Origin of the sequence: Mycolicibacterium novocastrense, assembly GCF_001570485.1 — a bacterium.
In the GTDB taxonomy this organism is placed as follows: domain Bacteria; phylum Actinomycetota; class Actinomycetes; order Mycobacteriales; family Mycobacteriaceae; genus Mycobacterium; species Mycobacterium novocastrense.
Genome location: NZ_BCTA01000052.1, coordinates 220,920 through 242,673, shown reverse-complemented (window position 1 = coordinate 242,673; position 21,754 = coordinate 220,920). Strand labels below are relative to the sequence as shown.

At 68.8% G+C, this 21,754-nt stretch carries 17 protein-coding genes; 9 read left to right on the top strand and 8 right to left on the bottom strand.

Annotated elements, in window-relative coordinates:
- Positions 1 to 22: 22 nt before the first annotated feature.
- The 5 genes from RMCN_RS20145 to RMCN_RS20125 all read left to right on the top strand — a co-directional run bounded on the left by RMCN_RS20145 (position 23) and on the right by RMCN_RS20125 (position 3,008).
- The gene (locus RMCN_RS20145; RefSeq protein ID WP_131808583.1) at positions 23 to 220 is read left to right on the top strand and encodes a hypothetical protein; all 198 of its coding nucleotides are present in this window, start codon (positions 23 to 25) and stop codon (positions 218 to 220) included.
- 11 nt (positions 221 to 231) lie between these two features.
- Positions 232 to 567 carry a DUF8129 domain-containing protein gene (locus RMCN_RS20140; RefSeq protein ID WP_064413861.1) on the top strand — a complete coding sequence of 112 codons (336 nt, stop codon included), beginning with the start codon at positions 232 to 234 and terminating at the stop codon, positions 565 to 567.
- A gap of 78 nt (positions 568 to 645) precedes the next feature.
- Entirely contained in the window at positions 646 to 1,491 is an 846-nt protein-coding gene (locus RMCN_RS20135) for an arylamine N-acetyltransferase family protein (RefSeq protein WP_067392850.1), read from the top strand.
- Positions 1,492 to 1,540: 49 nt separating this feature from the next.
- Positions 1,541 to 2,464, top strand: a complete 924-nt coding sequence (locus tag RMCN_RS20130; RefSeq protein ID WP_234787727.1) for a helix-turn-helix domain-containing protein — start codon at positions 1,541 to 1,543, stop codon at positions 2,462 to 2,464.
- Between the two features lies 1 nt (position 2,465).
- Positions 2,466 to 3,008, top strand: a complete 543-nt coding sequence (locus RMCN_RS20125) for a dihydrofolate reductase family protein (protein ID WP_067392847.1) — start codon at positions 2,466 to 2,468, stop codon at positions 3,006 to 3,008.
- Here RMCN_RS20125 and RMCN_RS20120 read toward each other — a convergent pair.
- Positions 2,984 to 3,556, bottom strand: coding sequence for a TetR/AcrR family transcriptional regulator (locus tag RMCN_RS20120; protein WP_067393116.1), 573 nt, complete (start codon positions 3,554 to 3,556; stop codon positions 2,984 to 2,986). The two genes, RMCN_RS20125 and RMCN_RS20120, sit on opposite strands and share 25 nt — an antisense overlap.
- 461 nt (positions 3,557 to 4,017) lie before the next feature.
- Here RMCN_RS20120 and RMCN_RS20115 point away from each other — a divergent pair, with 461 nt between their 5' ends.
- The gene (locus tag RMCN_RS20115) at positions 4,018 to 5,853 is read left to right on the top strand and encodes an acyl-CoA dehydrogenase (RefSeq protein WP_067392843.1); all 1,836 of its coding nucleotides are present in this window, start codon (positions 4,018 to 4,020) and stop codon (positions 5,851 to 5,853) included.
- Here the strand turns inward: RMCN_RS20115 and RMCN_RS20110 are convergent.
- Both RMCN_RS20110 and RMCN_RS20105 read right to left on the bottom strand, forming a co-directional pair.
- Positions 5,850 to 7,325, bottom strand: a complete 1,476-nt coding sequence (locus tag RMCN_RS20110) for an aldehyde dehydrogenase (protein ID WP_067392840.1) — start codon at positions 7,323 to 7,325, stop codon at positions 5,850 to 5,852. The genes RMCN_RS20115 and RMCN_RS20110 overlap by 4 nt on opposite strands.
- 14 nt (positions 7,326 to 7,339) lie before the next feature.
- The gene (locus RMCN_RS20105) at positions 7,340 to 8,131 is read right to left on the bottom strand and encodes a class I SAM-dependent methyltransferase (RefSeq protein ID WP_067392837.1); all 792 of its coding nucleotides are present in this window, start codon (positions 8,129 to 8,131) and stop codon (positions 7,340 to 7,342) included.
- 46 nt (positions 8,132 to 8,177) lie between these two features.
- Here RMCN_RS20105 and RMCN_RS20100 point away from each other — a divergent pair, with 46 nt between their 5' ends.
- On the top strand, positions 8,178 to 9,338 hold the full coding sequence (locus tag RMCN_RS20100; protein ID WP_067392834.1) for a glycosyltransferase family 4 protein: 1,161 nt from the start codon (positions 8,178 to 8,180) through the stop codon (positions 9,336 to 9,338).
- Here RMCN_RS20100 and RMCN_RS20095 read toward each other — a convergent pair.
- Together RMCN_RS20095 and RMCN_RS20090 are read right to left on the bottom strand one after the other, a co-directional pair.
- On the bottom strand, positions 9,322 to 10,962 hold the full coding sequence (locus RMCN_RS20095) for an MmpA family trehalose lipid delivery protein (protein ID WP_084377581.1): 1,641 nt from the start codon (positions 10,960 to 10,962) through the stop codon (positions 9,322 to 9,324). The genes RMCN_RS20100 and RMCN_RS20095 overlap by 17 nt on opposite strands.
- 35 nt (positions 10,963 to 10,997) lie before the next feature.
- On the bottom strand, positions 10,998 to 12,194 hold the full coding sequence (locus RMCN_RS20090) for a cell envelope lipid trafficking protein PgfA (protein ID WP_064413868.1): 1,197 nt from the start codon (positions 12,192 to 12,194) through the stop codon (positions 10,998 to 11,000).
- Positions 12,195 to 12,408: 214 nt separating this feature from the next.
- On the opposite strand from RMCN_RS20090, the gene RMCN_RS20085 reads away from it, so the two are divergent.
- Positions 12,409 to 13,521 carry an acyltransferase family protein gene (locus RMCN_RS20085; RefSeq protein WP_064414030.1) on the top strand — a complete coding sequence of 371 codons (1,113 nt, stop codon included), beginning with the start codon at positions 12,409 to 12,411 and terminating at the stop codon, positions 13,519 to 13,521.
- Here the strand turns inward: RMCN_RS20085 and RMCN_RS20080 are convergent.
- Positions 13,490 to 14,956: an AMP-binding protein gene (locus RMCN_RS20080; protein WP_067392831.1), complete on the bottom strand. Its 1,467-nt coding sequence runs from the start codon at positions 14,954 to 14,956 to the stop codon at positions 13,490 to 13,492. The two genes, RMCN_RS20085 and RMCN_RS20080, sit on opposite strands and share 32 nt — an antisense overlap.
- 1 nt (position 14,957) lies before the next feature.
- Positions 14,958 to 15,929 (bottom strand): phosphotriesterase family protein, encoded by a 972-nt coding sequence (locus RMCN_RS20075; protein WP_067392829.1) that lies wholly within the window; start codon positions 15,927 to 15,929, stop codon positions 14,958 to 14,960.
- Positions 15,930 to 16,004: 75 nt separating this feature from the next.
- On the opposite strand from RMCN_RS20075, the gene RMCN_RS20070 reads away from it, so the two are divergent.
- Positions 16,005 to 17,600 (top strand): MFS transporter, encoded by a 1,596-nt coding sequence (locus tag RMCN_RS20070; protein ID WP_067392826.1) that lies wholly within the window; start codon positions 16,005 to 16,007, stop codon positions 17,598 to 17,600.
- On the opposite strand, the gene RMCN_RS20065 is transcribed toward RMCN_RS20070, so the two are convergent.
- Complete coding sequence (locus RMCN_RS20065; protein ID WP_067392824.1) at positions 17,593 to 21,738, bottom strand: alpha-(1->3)-arabinofuranosyltransferase domain-containing protein; 4,146 nt, start codon at positions 21,736 to 21,738, stop codon at positions 17,593 to 17,595. The genes RMCN_RS20070 and RMCN_RS20065 overlap by 8 nt on opposite strands.
- Positions 21,739 to 21,754 lie beyond the last annotated feature (16 nt).

The following is a 21,754-nucleotide window of genomic DNA, read 5'->3' as shown; positions in this document are numbered from 1 at the left end:
GCAACCGTTAGACGTGGAAACGTTGTCCCGAGCGCGGTCCGCGCAGAAGCGCATCTTCAAGGTGCAGCGACGGTTGTGGTTGATGCAGGCCGCGATGTGGCCGACGCTGGCGCTCGCAGGTGTCGGAGCGGTCGCCGCGGTGATCGTCCGGTATCGCGGACGCGCCGACGGGCCGGGGACAGCGATCCCCTCGCCGACCGACGGCCTACCTCACCTCTAAGGAGACAGCGCATGGCGCCGAGCGACGACCTGCCGATCACCGACTACGACCAGCTGCCGCTGACCGAGTTGCGACACCGCATCCGTGCGCTCGACGAACCCCAGTTGCGGGCGGTGTTCGACCACGAGACCGAGCACGGTAACCGCATCCCGGTTCTCGAGGTGCTGCATGCGCGGCTCAAGGAGCTGACGCATGGCGCCGAGCCGTCGTCCGGTGACCCGGCCAATGCGCCCGAGGTGAGCGGTACGGCGGGCGGTTCGCCCGTGCAGGAGTCGACGGCCGCGCAGGCCAACACGCCGCTTCGGCACGGCGTCGCGAACCAGACGCCGGCCCGCGGCAAGCCATAAGCCCCCTTGCGCGCGTTCGGCGCGCCATCCCGCGGCAACCATTGACCTGAACGGCGGTTGAGGCCGCAAGATGTGGGCATGGCAACCGACGTGACGGCTGCGCTCGACGTGGCGGCCTACCTGGACCGGGTCGGCTACACCGGCTCGACGGAGCCGACGCTGTCCACCCTGCGAGCCCTGGTGGCGGCGCACAACCGGTCGATTCCGTTCGAGAACCTCGATCCGCTCCTGGGTATCCCGGTCATCGACTTGAGTGCGGGCGCGCTGTCCCGCAAGCTGGTGCGCCGTCGCCGCGGCGGATACTGCTACGAGCAGAACGGCTTGATGGGGTACGTGCTCGAGGCCTTGGGCTACAGCGTGCAGCGGCTCGCGGGCCGGGTGGTGTGGATGAACCAGTCGGGTGTGCTGCCCGCGCAGACGCATCAGGTGCTGTCGGTGCGCGTCCCGGCAGAGGACGGACCATGGTTGGTCGACGTCGGGTTCGGCGGACAGACGCTGACGTCGCCGATCCGGCTCGAAGCCGGTCCCGTGCAGGCGACGCGTCATGAGCCCTACCGGTTGCGCGAGCACGACGACGGTTTTCTGTTGGAGGCCGAGATCCGCGGGGAGTGGCAGCCGCTGTACACGTTCGAGACCCGACCGCGGCCACAGATCGATCTGCAGGTCGGAAGTTGGTACGTGTCAACGTTTCCCGAGTCGGGCTTTGTCACCGGCCTGTCGGTGGCGCTGGTCACCGACGACGCCAGGTGGAATCTGCGCGGCCGCAACCTCGCCGTTCACAGCGGGGGAGGGACCGAACGAGTGCGCCTCGACACGGCCGCCGACGTCCTCGCCGAACTGACCGGCCGCTTCGGGATCGACCTGACCGATCTGGGCGATCACCGTGATGTCGAGGCCCGGGTTCACGAGGTGCTCGACAGCTGAACGCAGCAGGAATCGTCATGTTCTTTCGCTGGCGCCGCGACCATACTCGGTGTTCGTGACCACCGGACCGCGCCGCGACCGCCTACGGGAACTGCTCGACGCGGTCGTCGCCACACCCAACAGCGGGGTGGACAGCATGGCCCGCAGCACCCACGCCTCCGAATTCCACTTCTCGCGGGAAGTGCGTCGCCTGACCGGCGAGTCGCCCGCGGCCATGCGCCGCCGCATCATGCTCGAACGTGCGGCATGGCGGTTGCAGCAGGGTGAGCGCGTGTCTGCCGTCGCGGGCGACGAGGGATGGTCGTCGGTCGAGGTGTTCTCGCGCGCCTTCCGGCGCACCTTCGGTGTGCCGCCGTCGAGGGCCACCGACGTCGAGTTCAGGGTCACCGCACCCAACGGTCTTCACTTCCACCCGCCGCATTCGCTGTGGCTCGACAACGCGGGGGACACGAAGGAGCCCGACATCTCTGTGCTGATGGTCGCGCACGACGTCGCCGACACCGCGTATCTCCTGGACCGCGCGAGGGCCTTGACCGAAGACCAATGGCGAGAAGAACTCTCGCCCGGACAGGTGGTTCTCGACTGGGACGGTCCCGAACCCAGCGTCGGAGCGGTGCTCGGTGCGGTCGTGTGGACCAAGCAGGTGTGGTTGGCCACGATCGAAGGCCGCGATTTCCCGGACCGCTCGGCCACCCGACCCGAGACCACCACGGCCGCGCAGTTGTCCCGGCATCACGACGACATCGCAAAGCGCTGGACGACAATGGTTTCCGAGTACGCCGCCGACGGCCGGATGGGGGACACCGTCATCGACGCGCTGTGCGATCCGCCCGAGTCGTTTCAGTTGTACGGCATCGTCGCCCACGTTCTGCAGTATGCGGCGCACCGGCGCGGGCTGGCCCGAACGATGCTGGCCCGCCACGGTGTCGATACTCACCGCGGCGATCCGTTGGAATGGATGAGGGGCAACTGATTTGGCGACGGTCTACTACACGGCGTCCAGCTTGGACGGTTTCATCGTTGACGAGCACGACAGCCTGGACTGGCTGACATCACGCGACATCGACCGGAACGGACCGTTCCATTACGACGAGTTCATCGCCACGATCGGCGCCGTGGTGATGGGTTCGGCGACCTACGAATGGATCGTGCGCAACGAGCCCGGTGACTGGATGTACGAGCAGCCGTCGTGGGTGCTGACGCGGCGTCCGCACATCGTCGAGCGCGGGCACGACGTGCATACGTTCGCCGGCGACGTCGCCGATCTCCATCCGGAGTTGCTCGCCGCCGCGGCGGACAAGAACGTGTGGGTGGTCGGTGGAGGCGATGCCGCCCGACAGTTCGTCGAGGCGGGACTCATCGACGAGATGATCGTCAGCTACGCGCCGTGCTCGCTCGGTGCGGGTTCACCGGTGCTGCCGGTCCGCTCGGAGTGGCAACTCGTCGAGGCGGCGGTGAACCGGGACTTCGTCTGCGCGCGGTGGCGCTGCGCTCAGTTGCGGTCGGGCACACCGTAGCGGCAAATGAAATCCCTTGACCTGATCAGGAATTCGACCTGCGCGGCGACGTCGTGGAGCGGGCCGACCGAGCGCGTCGAGCGGCACAGCACCACCGCGCCCTCGAGTGCCGCGATGCAGGTGATCGCAAGGGAGGCCGCGTCGGATTCGTCGAAACCGTCGGAGACGAACGCGCGGGTGAGCGCGTCGCGCCAGTGGCCGAAGATGCTGCCCGCCACGGTGGTCAGCTGCGGTTCCTCGGCGGCCGACCCGATCGCCGCCGCCACCACCGGGCAGCCGGCCGCGAAGTCGCTTTCGACGAGCAGTTCTTCCCAGAACGTCACGAAGTTGCGGACCAGATGCATCCCGCCCTTGGCTGCCGCGTCGTCGATCTCCTTGGTGATCGCGTCACCGGCATAGCACAGCGCCTCGCGCAGGATCTGGTTGCGGCCCCCGGGGAAGTGGTAGTACACCGACCCGCGTGGCGCGCCGCTGCGGGCGAGTACTTCGTCGATCGTGACGCCTGCCGCGCCGCGCTCCCGCAGCACTTCGGCGGCGGCGACCAACATCTTGGTGCGCGTCGAACCGCGTTTGTTCACGGTTTTGGTCACGACGGAAGACAGGTCAACCTCCAATGGCGCGGTCAAGCTGCGGGCGTGCGACGCAGGTGCGCCGGGCGCCAACCGAGCGTACGGGGGCTGAGTCGAAAGATCCGACGATCGTGCACGCGATGGGTGAACCGGTATCCGGCGACGTTGACTTCAATGACCCACATCGGGTGCCTCCCTGCTATGACGTCGAGCATAAAACCCGCAACACACAGGAGCAACTAATGTATTCCACATCACAACACGCACCTTGATAGGCCCAGCTAGATACCCGTACCGGTGTCGGTCGCCCGCGCGGAGTCGCGACCGTCGATTATGTGCAAGACCATAATTTGGACCGGCACGGTGACCTGAGCTGAAGTGCAGGTCGCGGCTGGATCGGACGGCTACGCTCGGCCCCACGCGAACGAAAGGCGCTCGTCATGGGCCACTACAGAAGCAATGTGCGGGATCTCGTATTCAATCTCTTCGAGGTACTGGGTCTCGACAAAGCGCTCGCGACCGGCGAGTTCGGCGAACTCGACGGCGATTCGGTGCGGCAGATGCTCGACGAAGCGGCCCGGCAGGCCGAGGGGCCGCTCGCCGAGTCGTTCGCCGAATCCGACCGACACCCGCCCACGTTCGATACGGCCACCCATGAGGTGACCCTGCCCGAGCCGTTCAAGAAGTCGTTTCGGGCCTGGCAGCAAGGCGAATGGTTCCGCGTCGGGATGGCCGAGGACATCGGCGGCGTGGCGGCGCCGGCCGCCGTGGAGTGGGCGATCAACGAGTTCGTCCTCGGCGGCAATCCGGCGGTCTTCATCTATCAGGCCGGATCGAAGATGGCCGACATCCTTTACGGCATCGGCAACGAACTACAGCGACACTGGGCCGCGCTGATGGTGGAACGCGACTGGTGCGCGACGATGGTCCTGACCGAACCCGACGCCGGTTCCGACGTGGGAGCCGGCCGCACCAAGGCCGTCCAACAGTCCGACGGCACATGGCATCTCGACGGCGTGAAGAGGTTCATCACCAACGGCGACGCCGGCGACCTGTTCGAGAACATCGTGCATCTCGTGCTGGCCCGCCCCGAGGGCGCGGGACCGGGCACCAAGGGCCTGAGCCTGTTCATCGTGCCGAAGTTCCACTTCGACCCCGAGACCGGCGAGCTCGGCGAGCGCAACGGCGTCTTCGTCACCAACGTCGAGCACAAGATGGGGCTGAAGGTGTCGGCGACGTGCGAGCTGACCTTCGGTCAACACGGTGTGCCCGCCGTCGGATGGCTGGTCAACGACTCCCACAACGGCATCGCCCAGATGTTCAAGGTCATCGAGTACGCCCGGATGATGGTGGGCACCAAGGCGATTGCCACGTTGTCGACGGGTTATCTCAACGCGCTGGACTACGCCAAGACCCGTGTGCAGGGCGCGGACATGACCCAGATGACCGACAAGACCGCGCCGCGGGTGACCATCCTGCACCACCCGGATGTGCGCCGCGCGCTACTGACGCAGAAGTCCTATGCCGAGGGCCTGCGGGCGCTCTACCTCTACACCGCGGCCCACCAGGACCCCGCCGTCGCGCAGATCGTCTCCGGGGCCGACGCCGAGATGGCCGGGCGCATCAACGATCTGCTGCTGCCGATCGTCAAGGGTGTGGGATCGGAACGGGCATACCAGTGCCTGACCGAATCCCTACAGACGTTCGGCGGTTCGGGCTTCCTGCAGGACTATCCGATCGAGCAGTACATCCGCGACGCCAAGATCGACTCCCTCTACGAGGGCACCACCGCGATCCAGGCGCAGGACTTCTTCTTCCGCAAGATCGCCCGTGACCAGGGTGCGGCGCTGGCGCATCTGGCCGGTCAGATCCAGGAGTTCGTCCGCAGTGACATCGCGCGTGCAGAACTCGCCGGCGGGCGCGCCCGGCTGGCCTCCGCGCTGCAGGACGTGCAGGCAATGGTCGCGGCCATGACGGGATACCTGGTCTCGGCGCAGGAGAACCCGCGCGAGTTGTACCGCATCGGCCTGGGATCGGTGCCGTTCCTGCTCGCCGTCGGCGACCTGGTGATCGGCTGGTTGTTGTTGCACCAGGCCGAGATCGCGCTCGCGGCCCTCGACGGCGACGTCTCCGACAGCGACCGGGCGTTCTACACCGGCAAGGTCGCGGCGGCGAACTTCTTCGCCGAGCACATGTTGCCGCTGTTGACCGCTGCGCGAGGGATCATCGAGACCATCGGTCTGGACGCCATGGATGTGCCGGAAGACGCGTTCTAGTCCTCGGGGGTGTAGCCGAACGGCAGCAGCACGCTCTTGTGCTCGACGTAGGCCTCGATGCCCTCGGGGCCGTTCTCGCGGCCGATGCCGGAGTTCTTGTAACCGCCGAACGGAGCACCGGGATCGAACGCGTACATGTTGACCGCGTACGTGCCGGTGCGGATCTTCGATGCGACCTCGAGCGCCTTCTTGTTGTCGGTGGTCCACACCGAGCCCGCCAGCCCGTACACCGAATCGTTGGCGATACGGATCGCGTCCTCTTCGGTCTCATACGGAATGACCGCCAGCACGGGTCCGAAGATCTCCTCCTGGGCGATCGTCATCGAGTTGTCGACGTCGGCGAAGACGGTCGGCTCAACGAACCAGCCGTTGTCCAGACCCTCGGGCCGTCCGCCGCCGGTGACGAGGCGGGCGCCCTCTTCCACACCCTTCTTGATGTAGGACTCGACGCGGTCGCGCTGTTTCTCGGAGATCAGCGGGCCGATCGCCGCGTTGGGATCGTCGGGCAGGCCGACCGGCATGGCGCCGATGAAGTTGGCGACCTTCTCGACGACCTCCTCGTAGCGGGACCGGGGCGCGAGGATGCGCGTCTGCGCGACGCAGGCCTGCCCGCTGTTCATCACACCCGAGAACCCGAGCATCGGCAGGGTCGAGTCCAGATCGGCGTCCTCGAGGATGATCGCGGCGGACTTACCGCCCAGCTCGAGCGTGCACGGCTTGAGCTTCTCGGCGGCGATCTTGGCGATCTCCTTGCCGACCGCGGAGCTGCCGGTGAACGTGTACTTGTCGATCTGGTCGCTGGCGGTCAGCGCGCGACCGGTCTCGGGGCCGCCCGGGACGATCGACAGCACCCCTTCGGGCAGGCCGGCCTCGGCGAACATCTCGGCCATCGCGAACACCGACAGCGGTGTCTCGGCGGCGGGCTTGAGCACCACGGTGCAGCCGGCCAGCAGCGCCGGACCGAGCTTGTTGGCGGCCAGGAAGAACGGCACGTTCCACGCGGTGACGGCACCGACCACGCCGATCGGTTCCCGCACGACCATCGTCTGGCCGTAGATGCCGTCGCGGATCTCCTTCCAGGAGAACTTGTCGGCCGCACCCGCGTAGTACTGGAACGACGACATCGCCGCGCCGTACTGCATCATGTCGACGATGGTCTGCGGCTGACCGGTCTCGGCGGCCAGCAGGAACTTCAGCTCGTCGCCGCGCTCCTCCATCAGCTTCACCGCCGCCGCCAGCACCGCGGCACGCTCCTGCGGCGACTTGTGCGGCCAGGGACCCTCGTCGAACGCCTTGCGGGCGGCGGCGCAGGCCGCGTCGACGTCGGCGGCCGACGCCAGCGGCACCTTGCCCACCAGTTCACCGGTCGCCGGGGAGTGCACCTCGATCACATCGGAGGTGGCCGGTTCGACCCACTTACCGCCGATGAACAGCTTGTCCCATTGGGTCTTGAACGCGGTGCTCTGTGTCATGGCCGTCACATTACCTATCCCGGCGCAAAACGAGAACCTGTTGCAGTCGGGGGGCTCAGCACCAGCACCAGATTGCTGACCAGGAACTCCCGCAGCACCGGTACCCGGGTCAGCGGCCAGGCCCATCGCGGGTGGTAGCGGGGAAAAGCGGCGACGAGCGCGCCGGTGCTTTCCGCCCAGTCGAGCCCGTCGGCGGCCGACACCGCGAACAGTGACGAGCCGTAGTTGTTCTTCGGCCGATGGCCGTGCCTGCGGGTATACCGTCGCGCGGCGCGAGCGCCGCCGAGGTAATGCCACAACCCGGTCTCGTGCCCGCCGAACGGGCCCAGCCACACCGTGTAGGACAGCACCACCAACCCGCCGGGCCTGGTCACCCGCAGCATCTCGGCGCCCATCCGCCACGGGTGCCGCACATGCTCGGCGACGTTCGACGACAGGCAGATGTCGACGCTGTCGTCGGCGAACGGCAATGCCATCCCCGAGGCCCGCACAGAGGTGGCCGCGGTCGCCGTTCCGGGCGCGGCATGCATCTCGGCCGGATCCGGCTCGACGCCGATATAGCGAAAACCCCTGTCCGAAAAGGCTTCCGCGAAATAGCCCGGGCCACCGCCGACGTCGAGCACGATCCGACCGGCCGGCGTCGATCCGTCCGCATCGAGCCACAGATCGGCGACCATCTCGGCGGTGTCCTCGCCGAGCGCGCCGTAGAACCGTGCGGGGTCGGGTTGCTCGAAGCGGAACTCCGCGAGCAGGCGCAGCGACCGGGACAGCGTCGCCCGCTCGGCGAAGCGGTCCGGAACTGGCATGGAACCGAAGACTACGCAGCGACGCGATCGGACTACGCTGTTGGCGATGTCTGACCGTCCGCTTCGATCGGTGCTGCTGCTGTGCTGGCGCGACACCGGCCACCCTCAGGGTGGCGGGAGCGAGGCCTACCTGCAGCGCATCGGCGCGCAGTTGGCCGCTTCAGGTGTCGAGGTCACGCTGCGCACCGCGCGCTACCCGGGCGCCGCGCGTCGCGAGGTCGTCGACGGGGTCCGGATCAGTCGCGGCGGTGGGCGCCACACGGTCTACATCTGGGCGGGGCTGGCGATGGTGTTGGCGCGCATCGGGCTCGGACCGCTGCGCCGTGTGCGGCCCGACGTGGTGATCGACACCCAGAACGGCATCCCGTTCATGGCGCGACTGGCCTACGGTCGGCGCGTCGCCGTACTCGTGCACCACTGCCACCGCGAGCAGTGGCCGGTGGCCGGGCCGGTGAAGGGCCGAATCGGCTGGTTCGTCGAATCGAGGCTCTCGCCGCGCGCGCACCGGCGCAACCAGTACGTCACGGTGTCGCTGCCGTCGTCGCGCGACCTGGCCGCGCTGGGGGTGCGGCACGGACAGATCGCGGTGGTGCGCAACGGGCTCGACGAGGCGCCGGCCTCGACGTTGTCCGCGCGGCGCGCGCCGGCCCCGCGGGTCGTGGTGCTGTCACGTCTGGTGCCGCACAAGCAGATCGAGGACGCGCTCGAGGCTGTCGCCGCGCTGCGGGCGCGCTTCCCGGGGCTGACGCTCGACGTCGTGGGTGGCGGCTGGTGGGAGCAGCGCCTTGTCGAACATGCCGCGCTGCTCGGCATCTCCGATGCGGTGACGTTTCACGGCCACATCGACGACCAGGCGAAACACCGTGTGCTGCAAGAGGCCTGGGTGCATGTGCTGCCATCACGCAAAGAGGGCTGGGCGCTGGCGGTGATCGAGGCCGGTCAGCATTCGGTGCCCACGATCGGCTACCGGTCGTCCGGTGGGCTGACCGATTCCATCGTCGACGGTGTGACCGGCGTGTTGGTCGACGACTTCGACGGCCTGGTCGACGGTTTGGCAGAACTGCTGTCCGATCACGTGTTGCGCGAGCAACTCGGAGCCAAGGCACACGTTCGCTGCGGTGAGTTCTCCTGGCAGCAGAGCGCCGAGGCGATGCGCACCGTGCTGGAATCGGTGCACCGCGGCCAGTACGTCAGCGGCGTCGTCTAGCCATCGTCGCGAACAGCGACAGGCCCGCGCCGGCGAGAAGCATCGCCAGCCACGCCAGATGAGCGGCCACCACGACGGCCCGGCCGTCGGCCGGCGGCGATGATCCACCGACGCGATACAGCGTGAGGTCCTCATCGGTGTAGGCCACGGGCAAGGGCAAACGCTCTGTCGGACCGCCGGTTTCGACGCCGCTGGATTCAACCACGACCCATCCGACGCCCGCGTCGGCGAGCAGTTGACGGTCGGCGCTCTCGACGAGAATCTCCTGCACGTCGCGCGCACGCTGACCTTCCCCGTACACGGTCCGCTCGCCGATCTGCAGATCGCCGGTGGTCAACACGTCGGCGCGCACCCACCGGGGCAGCGGATCGAGCACCGGAGCCTCGCCCGCCCACTCGAAACGGCGCATGCTGCCCATCGGCATCACCGCGACCGTGCGCGGGTCGGCGTTGATGATCGCGGCCATCTTCGCCCATCCCGGCGGGTACTGCACGGCCGCGACCCGGCCGCCGACCCCCCACGCCAGGTCCGGCAGCGTCGCGATCAGCACGACGCAGCACAGCGCCGCGGTCGCCGCCGCCGGCAACCAGCGTCGCGCGAAGACCACCGCCGCCGCCCCGGCCACCGCATAGCCGGGCATCGCCAACGCCACCCACTTCTGCCCATCGCGGACCACCCCCAGGCCGGGCAGGGCGCGAACCGCCGCCTCGAGCAGGATGAGCCCGGGGCCGGTGGCCATTAGCGCGGGCACCACGACCGCAGCCCCGGCCAGGACCATCAGCGGAACGGCCGCCGGTCGACGCAGTACGACCGGTAAGCCGAGGGCGACCACACCGAGCAACACCGCGGTGCCAACGATCGCGAAAAGCGTTGTGCGCGAGGGTGGTACCGCGTCGGCGTTCCAGATGCCGCCCAACCCGGCCAGGCTGAACAGCGTTGCCAGGCCCGGCTCGGCGCGCGCGGCGAACGCGACGACGCCGTCGGCCTGCGACGACTCCAATGACTGCGACACCGTCGCCGCGACCAGCCACGGCAGCGCCGCCACGACCGTCATCGCCGTCGCCAGGCCCGCACACCGCCACCGCGCCCACCCGTCGCCGGGCACGAAAACACCCGCGAGCGCGACGGTCGCCGCCAGCATCAGCCCGGTGGGCGTCAGCCCGGCCAGCGCCATCCAGAACGCCAACGCCCACACCGGAGCCCACCGCGCCGACTCCCGCATCTGCAGGACGGCCGCGGCGACCCACGGCAGGCACCCGTAGCCGACGAGCAGGCTCCAGTGCCCCTGCAGTAGCCGCTCGGCGACATACGGGTTCCACACCGCAACCGTCGCCGCCACGCACTGACCGGCGAGCCCCGACTCGGGAATCAGCGCGGCGGCCAACCGCGCCGCACCCCAGCCGGCCAGCCACAGGCCCGCGACCAGCAACGCCTTGGCCACCACCCCGCCGTCGACCACCGACGACACGACGGCCATGAAGAAGTCCTGCGGAAGGGCCCGCGGTGCGGCCTCGGACAATCCGAGCGCGGCGTCGGACAGATACGAGCGCGGTGTGGACACCGCGTCACGCAACAGCAGATACCCGGGTGCGAGCAGCGGCGCCGTCACCACCAGGGCGAGCACCAATGCGTAGGCCGGTCCGACGACCGACCGCCCGATCAGACCGGTCTGTCCGGGGGCAGGTCGGTCGGTCGAGATGTCGGGATCTTCTCGGTCTTGGCTTCGGCGCCCGGGACCTTGATCCCCTGGGTGTCGAAGAATCCGTGGTCGGCCTCGTCGAGACCGGGGTCGATCAGCGCGGACTCCGCGCGCAGGCTGAACGAGCCGAGCAGCGCGCCGCCGACCAGCAGCACCAGCCCCATCGCGGTGAAGGTGATCGGCAGGATGCGGCCCCACAGCGCCACCCGGTCCCGCTCGTCGCCGGCGCTGGCGACCTGGGACTCGACGGTCTCCTCGTTGAACGTCACCTTGAAGTCGACGAACGTGACCTCGGGCTTGAGCGGCTCGCGGGCGTAGTAGTGGTAACCGTGCTCGTCCTTCTTGACGATCGTCCCCGATACCGGGTCGACCCAGAAGGTGCGCTGCGCGGCGTAGTACCGCGACATCGTGATCGGCTCGTCGGGCTCACCGGGCACACCCCACATCGCCGCGCGGGCGGTGACCTCGCTGTCGGCGTCGTCCTCGTAGAGCGACGCGTACTTCACCGGCTCCACGAGCTTGCCGTCGGAGTCGTAGCCGACGTTCTGGGTGAACCGGTAGGTGGTCAACCCGTTGACGTCTTCTTCGCCGTCGTAGTTGGCGTCGAACGCCTTCTGCGCGATCGGATCGAAGACGGAGTAGGTCTTCTTCTCGGTGTCGAAGGGGAACCGGAAGGCCAGGCCCTCGTGTGGCAGGGCGATGTTGGTCGGCGGCTTGTCGTCCTCCATGGCGCGCGGTTTCTGCACCGCGCCGCCCGGATTGCTCTCGCTGGACACCGCTTCGGCGGTGCTGCGGTTGACGGTCACGGTGTCGACCAGCGCCAACAGCAGGCCCGCGTCCTGCTGTTTGTCGGTGCGACGCAGCGTGGAGCCCACCTGCATCGTCACCACGTCGGCGTTCGACGGCGACTCCACCGTGAGCTGCTCCTGTTGGACCATCGGCACGTCCCGGTCGACGACGAACCGCTCGGCGTTCAGCGACGCGGGGTCGAAGGCCGTACCGCTGCCGTCGCTGATCAGCGTGGCATCGAGGTCCAGCGGGATCTTGGCGATCTTGCTGTGGGTGTAGGTGGACAGCAACAGCGCGGCGATCAACAGGGCAGCACCCAGCCCCAAGATCCCGCAAGCCGCAATCCGCAGCGCCACTGCGCGGTTCAAACCGTGCCTCCTTCAACTGCGGTATGCCCGCAGAAACCCGTTTGACCCTAACAGCACAATTTAAGGTCGTCGTCGGTCCAGAGGCATCCGCCGACCCGTGGTCACCGTGGTCGGCTCCACCGGGCACACTGATTCAGTGGCAGTTTTGGTGGCCGGCGAGACTCGCGACGAGCAGGTGGGCGGAACCCGCGGATTCCTGCCTGCGGTGGAGGGCATGCGCGCCTGCGCCGCGGTCGGCGTCGTCGTCACCCACGTCGCGTTCCAGACCGGCCACACCGGCGGGGTCAGCGGACGGCTGTTCGGCAGGTTCGATCTCGCGGTGGCCCTGTTCTTCGCTCTCTCGGGTTTCCTGTTGTGGCGTGGGCACGCCTCGGCGGCGCGCGGGCTGCGGCCGATCCCGCCGACCGGCCACTACCTGCGCTCACGGATCGTGCGCATCATGCCCGGATACCTCGTCGCGGTCGTGGTGATCCTGTCGCTGCTGCCCGAGGCCAAAGCGGACCTGACCGTGTGGTTGGCCAATCTCACCCTGACCCAGATCTATGTGCCGCTGACGCTCACCGCGGGCCTGACCCAGATGTGGAGCCTGTCGGTCGAGGTCGCGTTCTACATGGCGCTGCCGCTGCTGGCGTTGCTGGTGCGACGCGTCCCGGTGCGGGCCCGCATTCCCGTCATCGCCGCCGCGGGACTGGCCAGCCTCGGGTGGGCGGTGCTGCCGATCGCCACATCGGCCGGCGTCAACCACCTGAACTGGCCGCCCGCCTTCTTCTCCTGGTTCGCCGCGGGCATGCTGCTCGCCGAGTTGACCGTCACACCCGTCGGATGGCCGCACCGACTGGCCCGGCGGCGGGTCCTGATGGCGGTCATCGCGGTCGCGGCCTTTTTGGTCGCCGCCTCGCCGGTCGCCGGCCCCGAGGGCCTCACGCCGGGCACCGTCAGCCAGTTCGTCGTCAAGATCGCGATGGGCGCCGTGGTCGCGGGTGCACTGCTCGCCCCGCTGGTTCTCGACCGCCCCGACACCCCGCATCGGCTGCTGGGCAGCACGACGATGGTGACGTTGGGACGATGGTCCTACGGACTGTTCATCTGGCACCTCGCCGCGCTGGCGATGGTGTTTCCGGTCATCGGCGAGTTCGCGTTCAACGGGCACATGCCGGTGGTGCTGGTTCTGACGGTCGTGTTCGGATTTGCGATCGCCGCGGTCAGCTACGCGCTGGTGGAGTCGCCGTGCCGAACGGCGTTGCGGCGCTGGGAGTATCGCCACACCCGGCCGGTGCCGCCATTGGACTCGTCGGTCAGCAGCGTGCCTGAGCCCGTCGCGAGATGACCTCGTCGCGCAGCGCCGAACGGCGCGCTTTGCCGGCGTCGTCGCGCAACGGCGCCTCGGTGAATTCGACCGTGCGCGGCACCTTGTGGCGCTCGAGCCGCTCGGACAGGAACGCGACGACGCCCGCCTCGTCGAGACCGTCGGCCTGCACGAGCGCATACGGCACCTGGCCGAGGTCGTCGTCGGGGACGCCGACCACCAGACACGAGAGCACCGCGGGATGCTCGGACAGCGCGGACTCGATCTCGGCGGGATAGACGTTTTTGCCGCCGACGGTGAACATGTCCACCCGGCGGTCGTTGAGGTAGAGGAAGCCGTCGTCATCGAAGTAGCCGAGATCGCCCAGCGAGTCCCAGCCGTCGCGGGACTTCGCCGTCGCGCCGACGTAGCGGTAGGTGGGGGCGCTGCCCGGCGACGGCCGCATGTAGATCTCGCCGACCACCCCGGGCGGGCACTCGTTGCCGTCGTCGTCGAGCACCTTCATCTCCCCGGTGACCACGACACCCACCGAGCCCGGGTGGGCCAACCACTGGCTACCCGAGATGAACGTCAATGCCTGTAATTCCGTGCCGCCGTAGAGTTCCCACAAGGTGTCCGGCTGCAGTATCTCGATCCAGGCTCGCTTGACCGCGGGTGGACACGGTGCGCCGACATGCCAGAACCGCCGGATCGACGACAGGTCGTAGGCATCGGGGTCGGCCCGGTACACGGGCAGCAGGCGCTGCATGATCGTGGGCACCGTCGTCAGCCACGTCACCCGGTGCTCGGTCACCAGGCGCAGGAACTCGTGCGGTTCGAATCGCGGCATCAACACCAGGTGATGGCCCTGCACGAGTCCGATCGCGAACGTGGTGAAGCCGGTGTTGTGGCTCATCGGCACCGAGATCAGGTTGACGTCACCCTCCTGCGCCCCAAGCGGATAACCCACCAGCGGGGGGAAGCGGCTGTCGTTGCCGGCCTCGATCAGTTTGGGCCTGCCGGTGCTGCCGCCCGATGCCATCGCCTTGAACACCGGCGACACCTTTTCGGGCAGCGGTGCGTCCGACAATCCCCGATCCGGCGCGTAACCCGCTGGCACAGTTGCTATTCGGCCGGTGGGGTCGGCGCGGCCGACCACCAGGGCGCGGGGCCTCAGTTCGAGCAGCCCGCTCAGTTCGGCGTCGGGCAGCCGCGGTGAGAGCGGCTGCGGGACTGCACCCAGCTTCCAGATCGCCAGCATCGCCTGCACCCACTCGATGGAGTTCGGTAACACCACCGAGACGTAATCACCTTCTCCCACACCGAGTTCGGCGTAGGCACGGGCCAGCCGATTGGTCGACGCATCGAGCTCACCACGGGTGAGGGTGAGTCCGTCGCAGGTGACCGCGGGCGCGTCCGGTTCAGCCGCTGCCAGCCGCGACACCTGCGTGCTGATCGGCGGGGTCGGCTCCGGCATGTCAGTAACCGCCGCGCGTCTCGAAGATCCGGCGCGGGTTGTCGACGAGCATCGTCGTGAGCTGCTCGTCGGTGACCCCCCGCTGCTTGAGGGCCGGGATCACGTCGTTGTGGATGTGCAGGTAGTGCCAGTTGGGCATGGTCTGCTCGGCCAGCCCTTCCGGCAACCAGTCCATGTAGCAGGACGCGTCGTGCGACAGCACCATCTTGTCGGCGTGGCCGCGCTCGCACATCCGCGCCACCGTGTCCACCCGCTCCTCGAAGCCGAGGAACACGTCCACGCCGAACCGGTCCATCCCGATGTAGGACCCGGCGTCGATCAGCTGTTCCAGGTAGTCCAGATCGGTGCTGTCACCGGAATGCCCGATGACGACGCGCGAGAGGTCCACCCCCTCCTCGCTGAACACCCGCTGCTGATCCAGGCCTCGCTTGGTCGCGGCGTGGGTGTGCGTCGAGATCGGAACGCCGGTTTCCCGGTGCGCCTGGGCCACCGCGCGCAAAACCCGCTCGACGCCCGGTGTCAGGCCGGGCTCGTCGGTCGCGCATTTGAGGATCGCCGCCTTGACGCCGGTGCCGGCGATACCGGTGGTGATGTCGCGGACGAACATGTCGACCATCGGCTCGCCGAGCGGCGTTTCCGGCCCGCTGAAGTGGAAGAACATCGGGACGTCGTTGTAGGTGTAGACGCCGGTCGCCACGATGATGTTGATGCCGGTCTGCGCGGCGATACGCTCGATGCGCGGAACGTAGCGCCCCATGCCGATCACCGTGAGATCGACGATGCTGTCGACTCCGCGCGATTTGAGCTCGTTGAGGCGGACGACGGCGTCGGCTTCCCGTTGGGCCTCGTCGCCCCAGACCTCCGGATAGTTGGTGGTGATGTCGAGGGACTGGATGAAGACGTGTTCGTGCATGAGCGTGACACCCAGGTCTGCGGTGTCGATCGGTCCGCGGGCGGTGTTCAGTTCCGGCACGCGGCCGATGCTACGAGATAGCGGCCGATCAATCGGGTACTTGAAACTCGATTCATAGCGAAAGGCCAGAACCGTATGGCGGCATCGTCCAGCGTCCGCGCCGCGCCGTCTGCGTGGGCGCCGCTGCGGTCGCCGATGTACCGGGCGTTGTGGATCGCGCAGCTCGTGTCGAACCTCGGGACCTGGATGCAGACGGTCGGGGCGCAGTGGATGCTGGTCGCCGATCCCGGCGCCGCGGTGCTGGTGCCCTTGGTGCAGACCGCGACGACGCTGCCGGTGATGCTGTTGGCGCTACCCTCCGGCGTGGTCGCCGATCTGATCGACCGGCGGCGCCTGCTGATCGCCACACAGTCGGCGATGGCGGCCGGTGTCTCGGTCCTGGCGATCTTGACCGGGGTCGGATTGACGACGCCAGCGGTGCTGCTGATCCTGCTGTTCCTGATCGGCTGCGGGCAGGCGTTGACGGCCCCGGCGTGGCAGGCCATCCAGCCCGAACTCGTTCCGCGCGACCAGATTCCCGCTGCGGCGGCGCTGACCAGCCTGGCCATGAACACCGCGAGGGCGATCGGGCCCGCGATCGCGGGTGTGCTGGTGTCGCTGTCGGGGCCGACGATGGTGTTCGCGCTGAACGCGGTCTCGTTCGTCGGCATCGTGGTGGTGTTGTTCACCTGGCGCCGGCCGACGGAGGAACGGCTGCTGCCGACCGAACGGCCGTTGTCGGCGTTGACCGCGGGCGGGCGCTACATCCGCAGCTCACCGGTGGTGCGGCGCATCCTGCTGCGGGCGCTGCTGTTCATCGCTCCCGGCAGTGCGCTGTGGGGGTTGCTCGCGGTCATCGCCGATCGACAACTGCACCTGTCGTCAGCGGGCTACGGCGTGCTGCTGGGTGCGCTCGGTGTCGGCGCGGTGTGCGGCGCGACCGTGCTGTCCCGGCTGCAGATCCGGTTCGGGCGCAACGCACTGTTGACCGTGGGCGCGGTCGGCTTTGCGCTCGCCACCGCGGTGTTGGCCCTCGTCCCGGTGCTCACGGTGGTCATCGTCGCGATGATCGTCGGCGGACTGTCGTGGTTGCTCACCTTGTCGACGCTGAATGCGTCGATGCAGCTGAGCCTTCCGGCCTGGGTGCGGGCGCGCGGCCTGTCGGTCTACCAGCTGGTGTTCATGGGCGGGCAGGCCATCGGCTCACTGGTCTGGGGTCTGGTGGCCGGCGCGACCAACAGCGTGACGGCGCTGCTGATCGCGGCCGGGCTGCTCGCCGCCTGTGCGGTGTCGCTGCTGTGGTGGCCGCTGCACCCGGGCACCGGCAACCTCGACGTCGAACCGTCGGGGCACTGGCCGGAGCCGGCGCTGGTGTTCGAACCCGCTCCGCCCGACGGCCCGGTCGTCGTGCTCAAGACCTACCGGGTCGCATCGGAGAACGAAGCGGCGTTCGTCGCGGCGATGGATCGGGTGAAGCGGTCGCGCCAGCGCACCGGGGCCGTGCAGTGGCGGTTGTTCCGCAGCGGCGAATTCCCCAACACGTTCGTCGAGGCGTTCGTCGTGCGGTCGTGGTACGAGCATCTGCATCAGCACGTCGTCCGGCAGACGAACCAGGACCTGATCGCCGAGCGGGAGGTCGACAAGTACGTCATCGGCGAACCCAAGCTCGAGCATCTGATCGCGGTCAGCTGAGACGTTTCTCCGGCCGCACGGTCGATGCCGCGACCGCGGCCACCGAGATCAACGCCAGCAGCTGCACACCCCACGAATGCCCGACGTAGCCGTCGACCGAGCGCCACGGGTTTTGGCTCAGCACCGCACCGGCCAGGATCAACCCGCCAGCCGCGGTGCCGACCGTCACTGCCTCGCAGAGCTTTTCGCGATTACGCAGCAGCCAACGGACACCGACCACCAGCCCGACCACCGCGACGCCCGCGACTCCCGAGATCGCCGCACCGACAGCCAGCGTCGCGGCGCCGACGGCGACGGGGTGCGGTTGCCACACCGGCACCGGATCGGCCGGCGCCGGGCGCCTGCGCATCGGCAGAAAAGCGAGGAGCGCGAGCACCGGCAGCAGGGCCAACCCGCCGATCAGGCCGACACGGTAGGGCATGTTCGTCGGGAAGCTCAGCGTGACCGGGCCCGCAGTGCCAGGCGGCAGCACCCAGCCCTGCTGCCAACCGTTCACGGTGATCGGCGTCAGCCGTGACCCGGCGCTGTCGTGGGCGACCCAGCCGGGGTTGACGCTTTCGGGTACCACGAGCACCCGGGACGCCGACGACGGTGCGACCGTCACCTCGCGACGGTCTGCGCTCCACTGTCCGATTTGCACGGGAACGGTTGGCGCCGGGCGTATTTCACCGGCCCGTGGCCCGGCGAGTTGGGCTCCGTCGACGATGAATGCGGCACCGGGGCTGATCACCAACTCCTGTTGGCCCTCGGGCAGCAGGATCGGCTCGGCCCGACATGGGCGTGCGGCCACGGGCTCGCCGTCGAGCAGTGCGCCGACGGTGGTGGTGAGCGAGGTCTGCACGAACTCGCCGGCGACACCGATGACCGGTCCCTTTCCGCAGGGCATGTCGATGGTGCGGTTCCGGTTGACCGCGGCATCGGCGGCCGCGATCGGGTCGCCGCGGGTGTCGAGAGCCGTCACCTCGGCCAGGCCGGGCGGTTTGAGTTGGTCGAAGCCGAGCGCCGTGCGGTCGATGATGTCGTCCCAGTCGAGAATCGAAACCGTCACCGTGTCGGTGACTCTGGGTTTGAGATCCAGCGTCTGCGCACCCGCATCGCCGGCCACGGGCCGAATCTGCGGACCGTCACCGAGATCGACGGCCAGCAGCGTCGGGCGTGCCGGCAGCTCAGACGAACTCGGCGTCACCCGCAGTCCGGCGACCTCGCTCCGCCTCGGCAGTTTCAGTGTCAGGGTCGGCGGAGTTCCCTGCTGCACGACCCGCTGTGGGGCTGTCCACGCGGTGTCTGGGTCACCGTCTGCGGCGGCGTAGGCCGAGCCGAGCACGTCGATCGGATCGGCCTCGCCCACTGCGCGAGTGGTGCCGGGCGCGCTGATCAGGTCGGCCAGCTGGGGGCCCTGGCGGGCGCGCACCCACACGGTCGGCGTCACCGCGATCGGTGTCGGAACCGTCAGTGTCCGGCTGAGGTTCACCGGCTCCTCGGCCGAGAGCGCCATCAACGCCGCGCACCGGTAGCCGGTCGGGCTCTGCGCGCAACCGGATCGTCCCAGCAACTCCGAACCCAGGTCCCATTGCGCCACAACCGAATCCGGAGGGGGACCGGGAACGGCCACGGTGTGGCGCAGGCTGACGGGGTGGGCGAAGCCGTTCGCGTCGTACTGGGTGACCGCGAGGTCGGTGATCCCGAACTGCACGCCGGGGGAGCCGTCGTCGGTGGCCACCGCGGTGAGCCGCACCCACGGTGACTCGCCGTAGGGCAGTGCGGCGGTGAGCGGCTTGCCTGCCTCGTCGAACCGAAGGGTGCTGGTGCCGTTGACCGTCGAGATCTCGATGCGGCGGATCTGTGCGCCGACGGCGGTGGCGCTGGGCGTGACCGTGATGGTCGCGTTGGTGACGGGGTGGTCGAAGTCCACCTGCATCCACTGGCCGATCGCCGACTGCAGCGAGTTGGACACCCAACTGGTCGACGGGTCGGCATCGACCGCCGCGGCCGGACCGGCCGCCGGGGCGACGTTGGGGAGCGCGGTGGAATCGGCCGCCGAACTCGACACCGACACCCGGCCGCCATTCCACTGCCCGTAGACGAGATCGGTTCCGGGAGAGGGGTAGTCGATGACCCGGTTGTGGGTGTGCCGTGGATCGTCGGGGGTGCGGATCGCCGACGAGTGGTCGTCGACGCGGCCGTAGTCGGTTTCGCGCGCGAGTGGGGTGTCGGTGACGGTGACCAGCGGTGCCGGCACGCCCGCGCGCTCGGCGTCGGCGGTCAGGAGCATGGGGCCCAGCGGCGGGTGCTCGAGGAGTCGGCGCCGCTCGTCGAGCCGCAGCAGCGCCTCGGGTGCGCCATCGACGCGCGCCATGCGGTCGGTGTCGACGAGGTACGGCGTCACCGGGGTTTCGGCGTGTACCCGGTAGATCTCGACGGCGGGGTAGCGCGGCCGCAGACCGCTGTCGGAGACGAACCCGGCCAGGGTGCCCGCGCCGACCGGATCGCCGAACTCGGCGACCTTCTTCAGGCCCGGCGAGCCGTCGATCGCGCGGTGTACCAGCAGCGGTCGCGCCGACCGCGACGACTCCGGGTCGAGGTCGTTGCGCACCACCACATACGAAATGCCCTGGCGGGCAAGGGTGTCCGCGAGACCCGCAGATGGGCGGCCGGCGGCGAACAGCCGCTGCACGGAGTCCAGCGCGCGGATGGTCTGCGGCGGGGTCAGCGGGATGGAATCGCGCACGCCCCAGGCGCTTTCGCCCAGTACCTGCAGCGGTTCGTCGTGGCTGTTGCCCCACACCTGGGTGGCGAACGGAGCGCCAGGCGCCACCAGGACGCGGCCGCCGGTGTTGTGCTCGTCGAGCCAGTCGGCGGTGTCGTGCCAGTATTGCGGGATCGCGTCGAAAGCGCCTGGCGGCGTGAGGCGTCCGGTCCATGCGAGCGACGTGCCCGCTGCCAGTGCGACCAGCACCACCATCCCCACCGCGACGCGTTTGTCCCGCTCGGGGTGCGCCCACGCGCTCGTCCACTGCGCCCGCGGTGCGCTACCGGGAAGCGGAATGCGGCCGAGCAGATGCGCCAACCCCAACGCCAGGGGCAGCCGCAACAGGGGTTCGAGCTTGTGCAGGTTGCGCAGCGGCGTCCCCGACGCGTCGAGAAACGCCTGAACCTGCAGCGCGATCGGCGAGCCCAGCCCGCCGGAGTAGCCGACGGCGAGCAGCGTGACACCGGTCAGCAGGATCACGATCAGGCGACCGCGGGCGGGCATCGACTTCAAGGCCAGCCCCGCCAGGCCTGCAGCGGCGACCAGGGTCGTGGCCAGCACCGCGACCGAACCGGTCACCAGGGACGCTCCGGCGGTCGCGTTGGGCGCGACGAACGGTGTCCAGGCGTCGGTGCCGCGCAGCATCTCGGTCAGCGACATCCACCGCGTGGTGACGCCGGAGGATTCGATGAAGTCGAGAAACGGTGGGCTGACCCGGCCCAGCATCACCAGCGCGACCGCCCACCACAGCACCGCCAGCGTGATGCCGAGCGCCCACCACGCCGTGAACCGCCACCACAGCTTGGTGGGCCGATGACACGCCAGCCAGATGGCCGCGCACAGGCAGCCGGTGAGGGTGGCCACCGCGTTGACCGCACCCATCAACGCGATCGCCACCGCGGAGCGCATCGCCAGCACCCGGACGCGGGGATCCCCCTTCAACACGAGTATCACCGGCAGCAGCACCCACGGCGCCAGCATCATCGGAAGCGTCTCCGACGAGATCGCACCGAGTGTGGTCAGCGCCCGCGGCGACAGCGCGTAGGCGACCGCGGCGATCACCCGCGACGTCGGGCTGCCGATGCCGAGCGCCTCGGCCACCCGCAGCACACCCCAGAAGCCGACCACCAGCAGCAGCGCCCACCACAGCCGCTGGGTGACCCAGCCGGGCAGTCCGACGATGTCGCCGATCAGGAAGAAGGTGCCGTGCGGGAACAGATACCCGTAGGCCTGGTTCTGGGCCTGCCCGAAGGGCAGCTCGCTGTTCCACAGGTTGAACGCGCGCGCGAGGAACCGCAGCGGATTGGCGGTCAGGTCGAGCTTGGTGTCGGGTGAGATCTGTCCGGGTGACTGGGCGAACGTCAGGACCAGCGCCGCCGCAGCGGCCACCCACAACCAGCGCCGG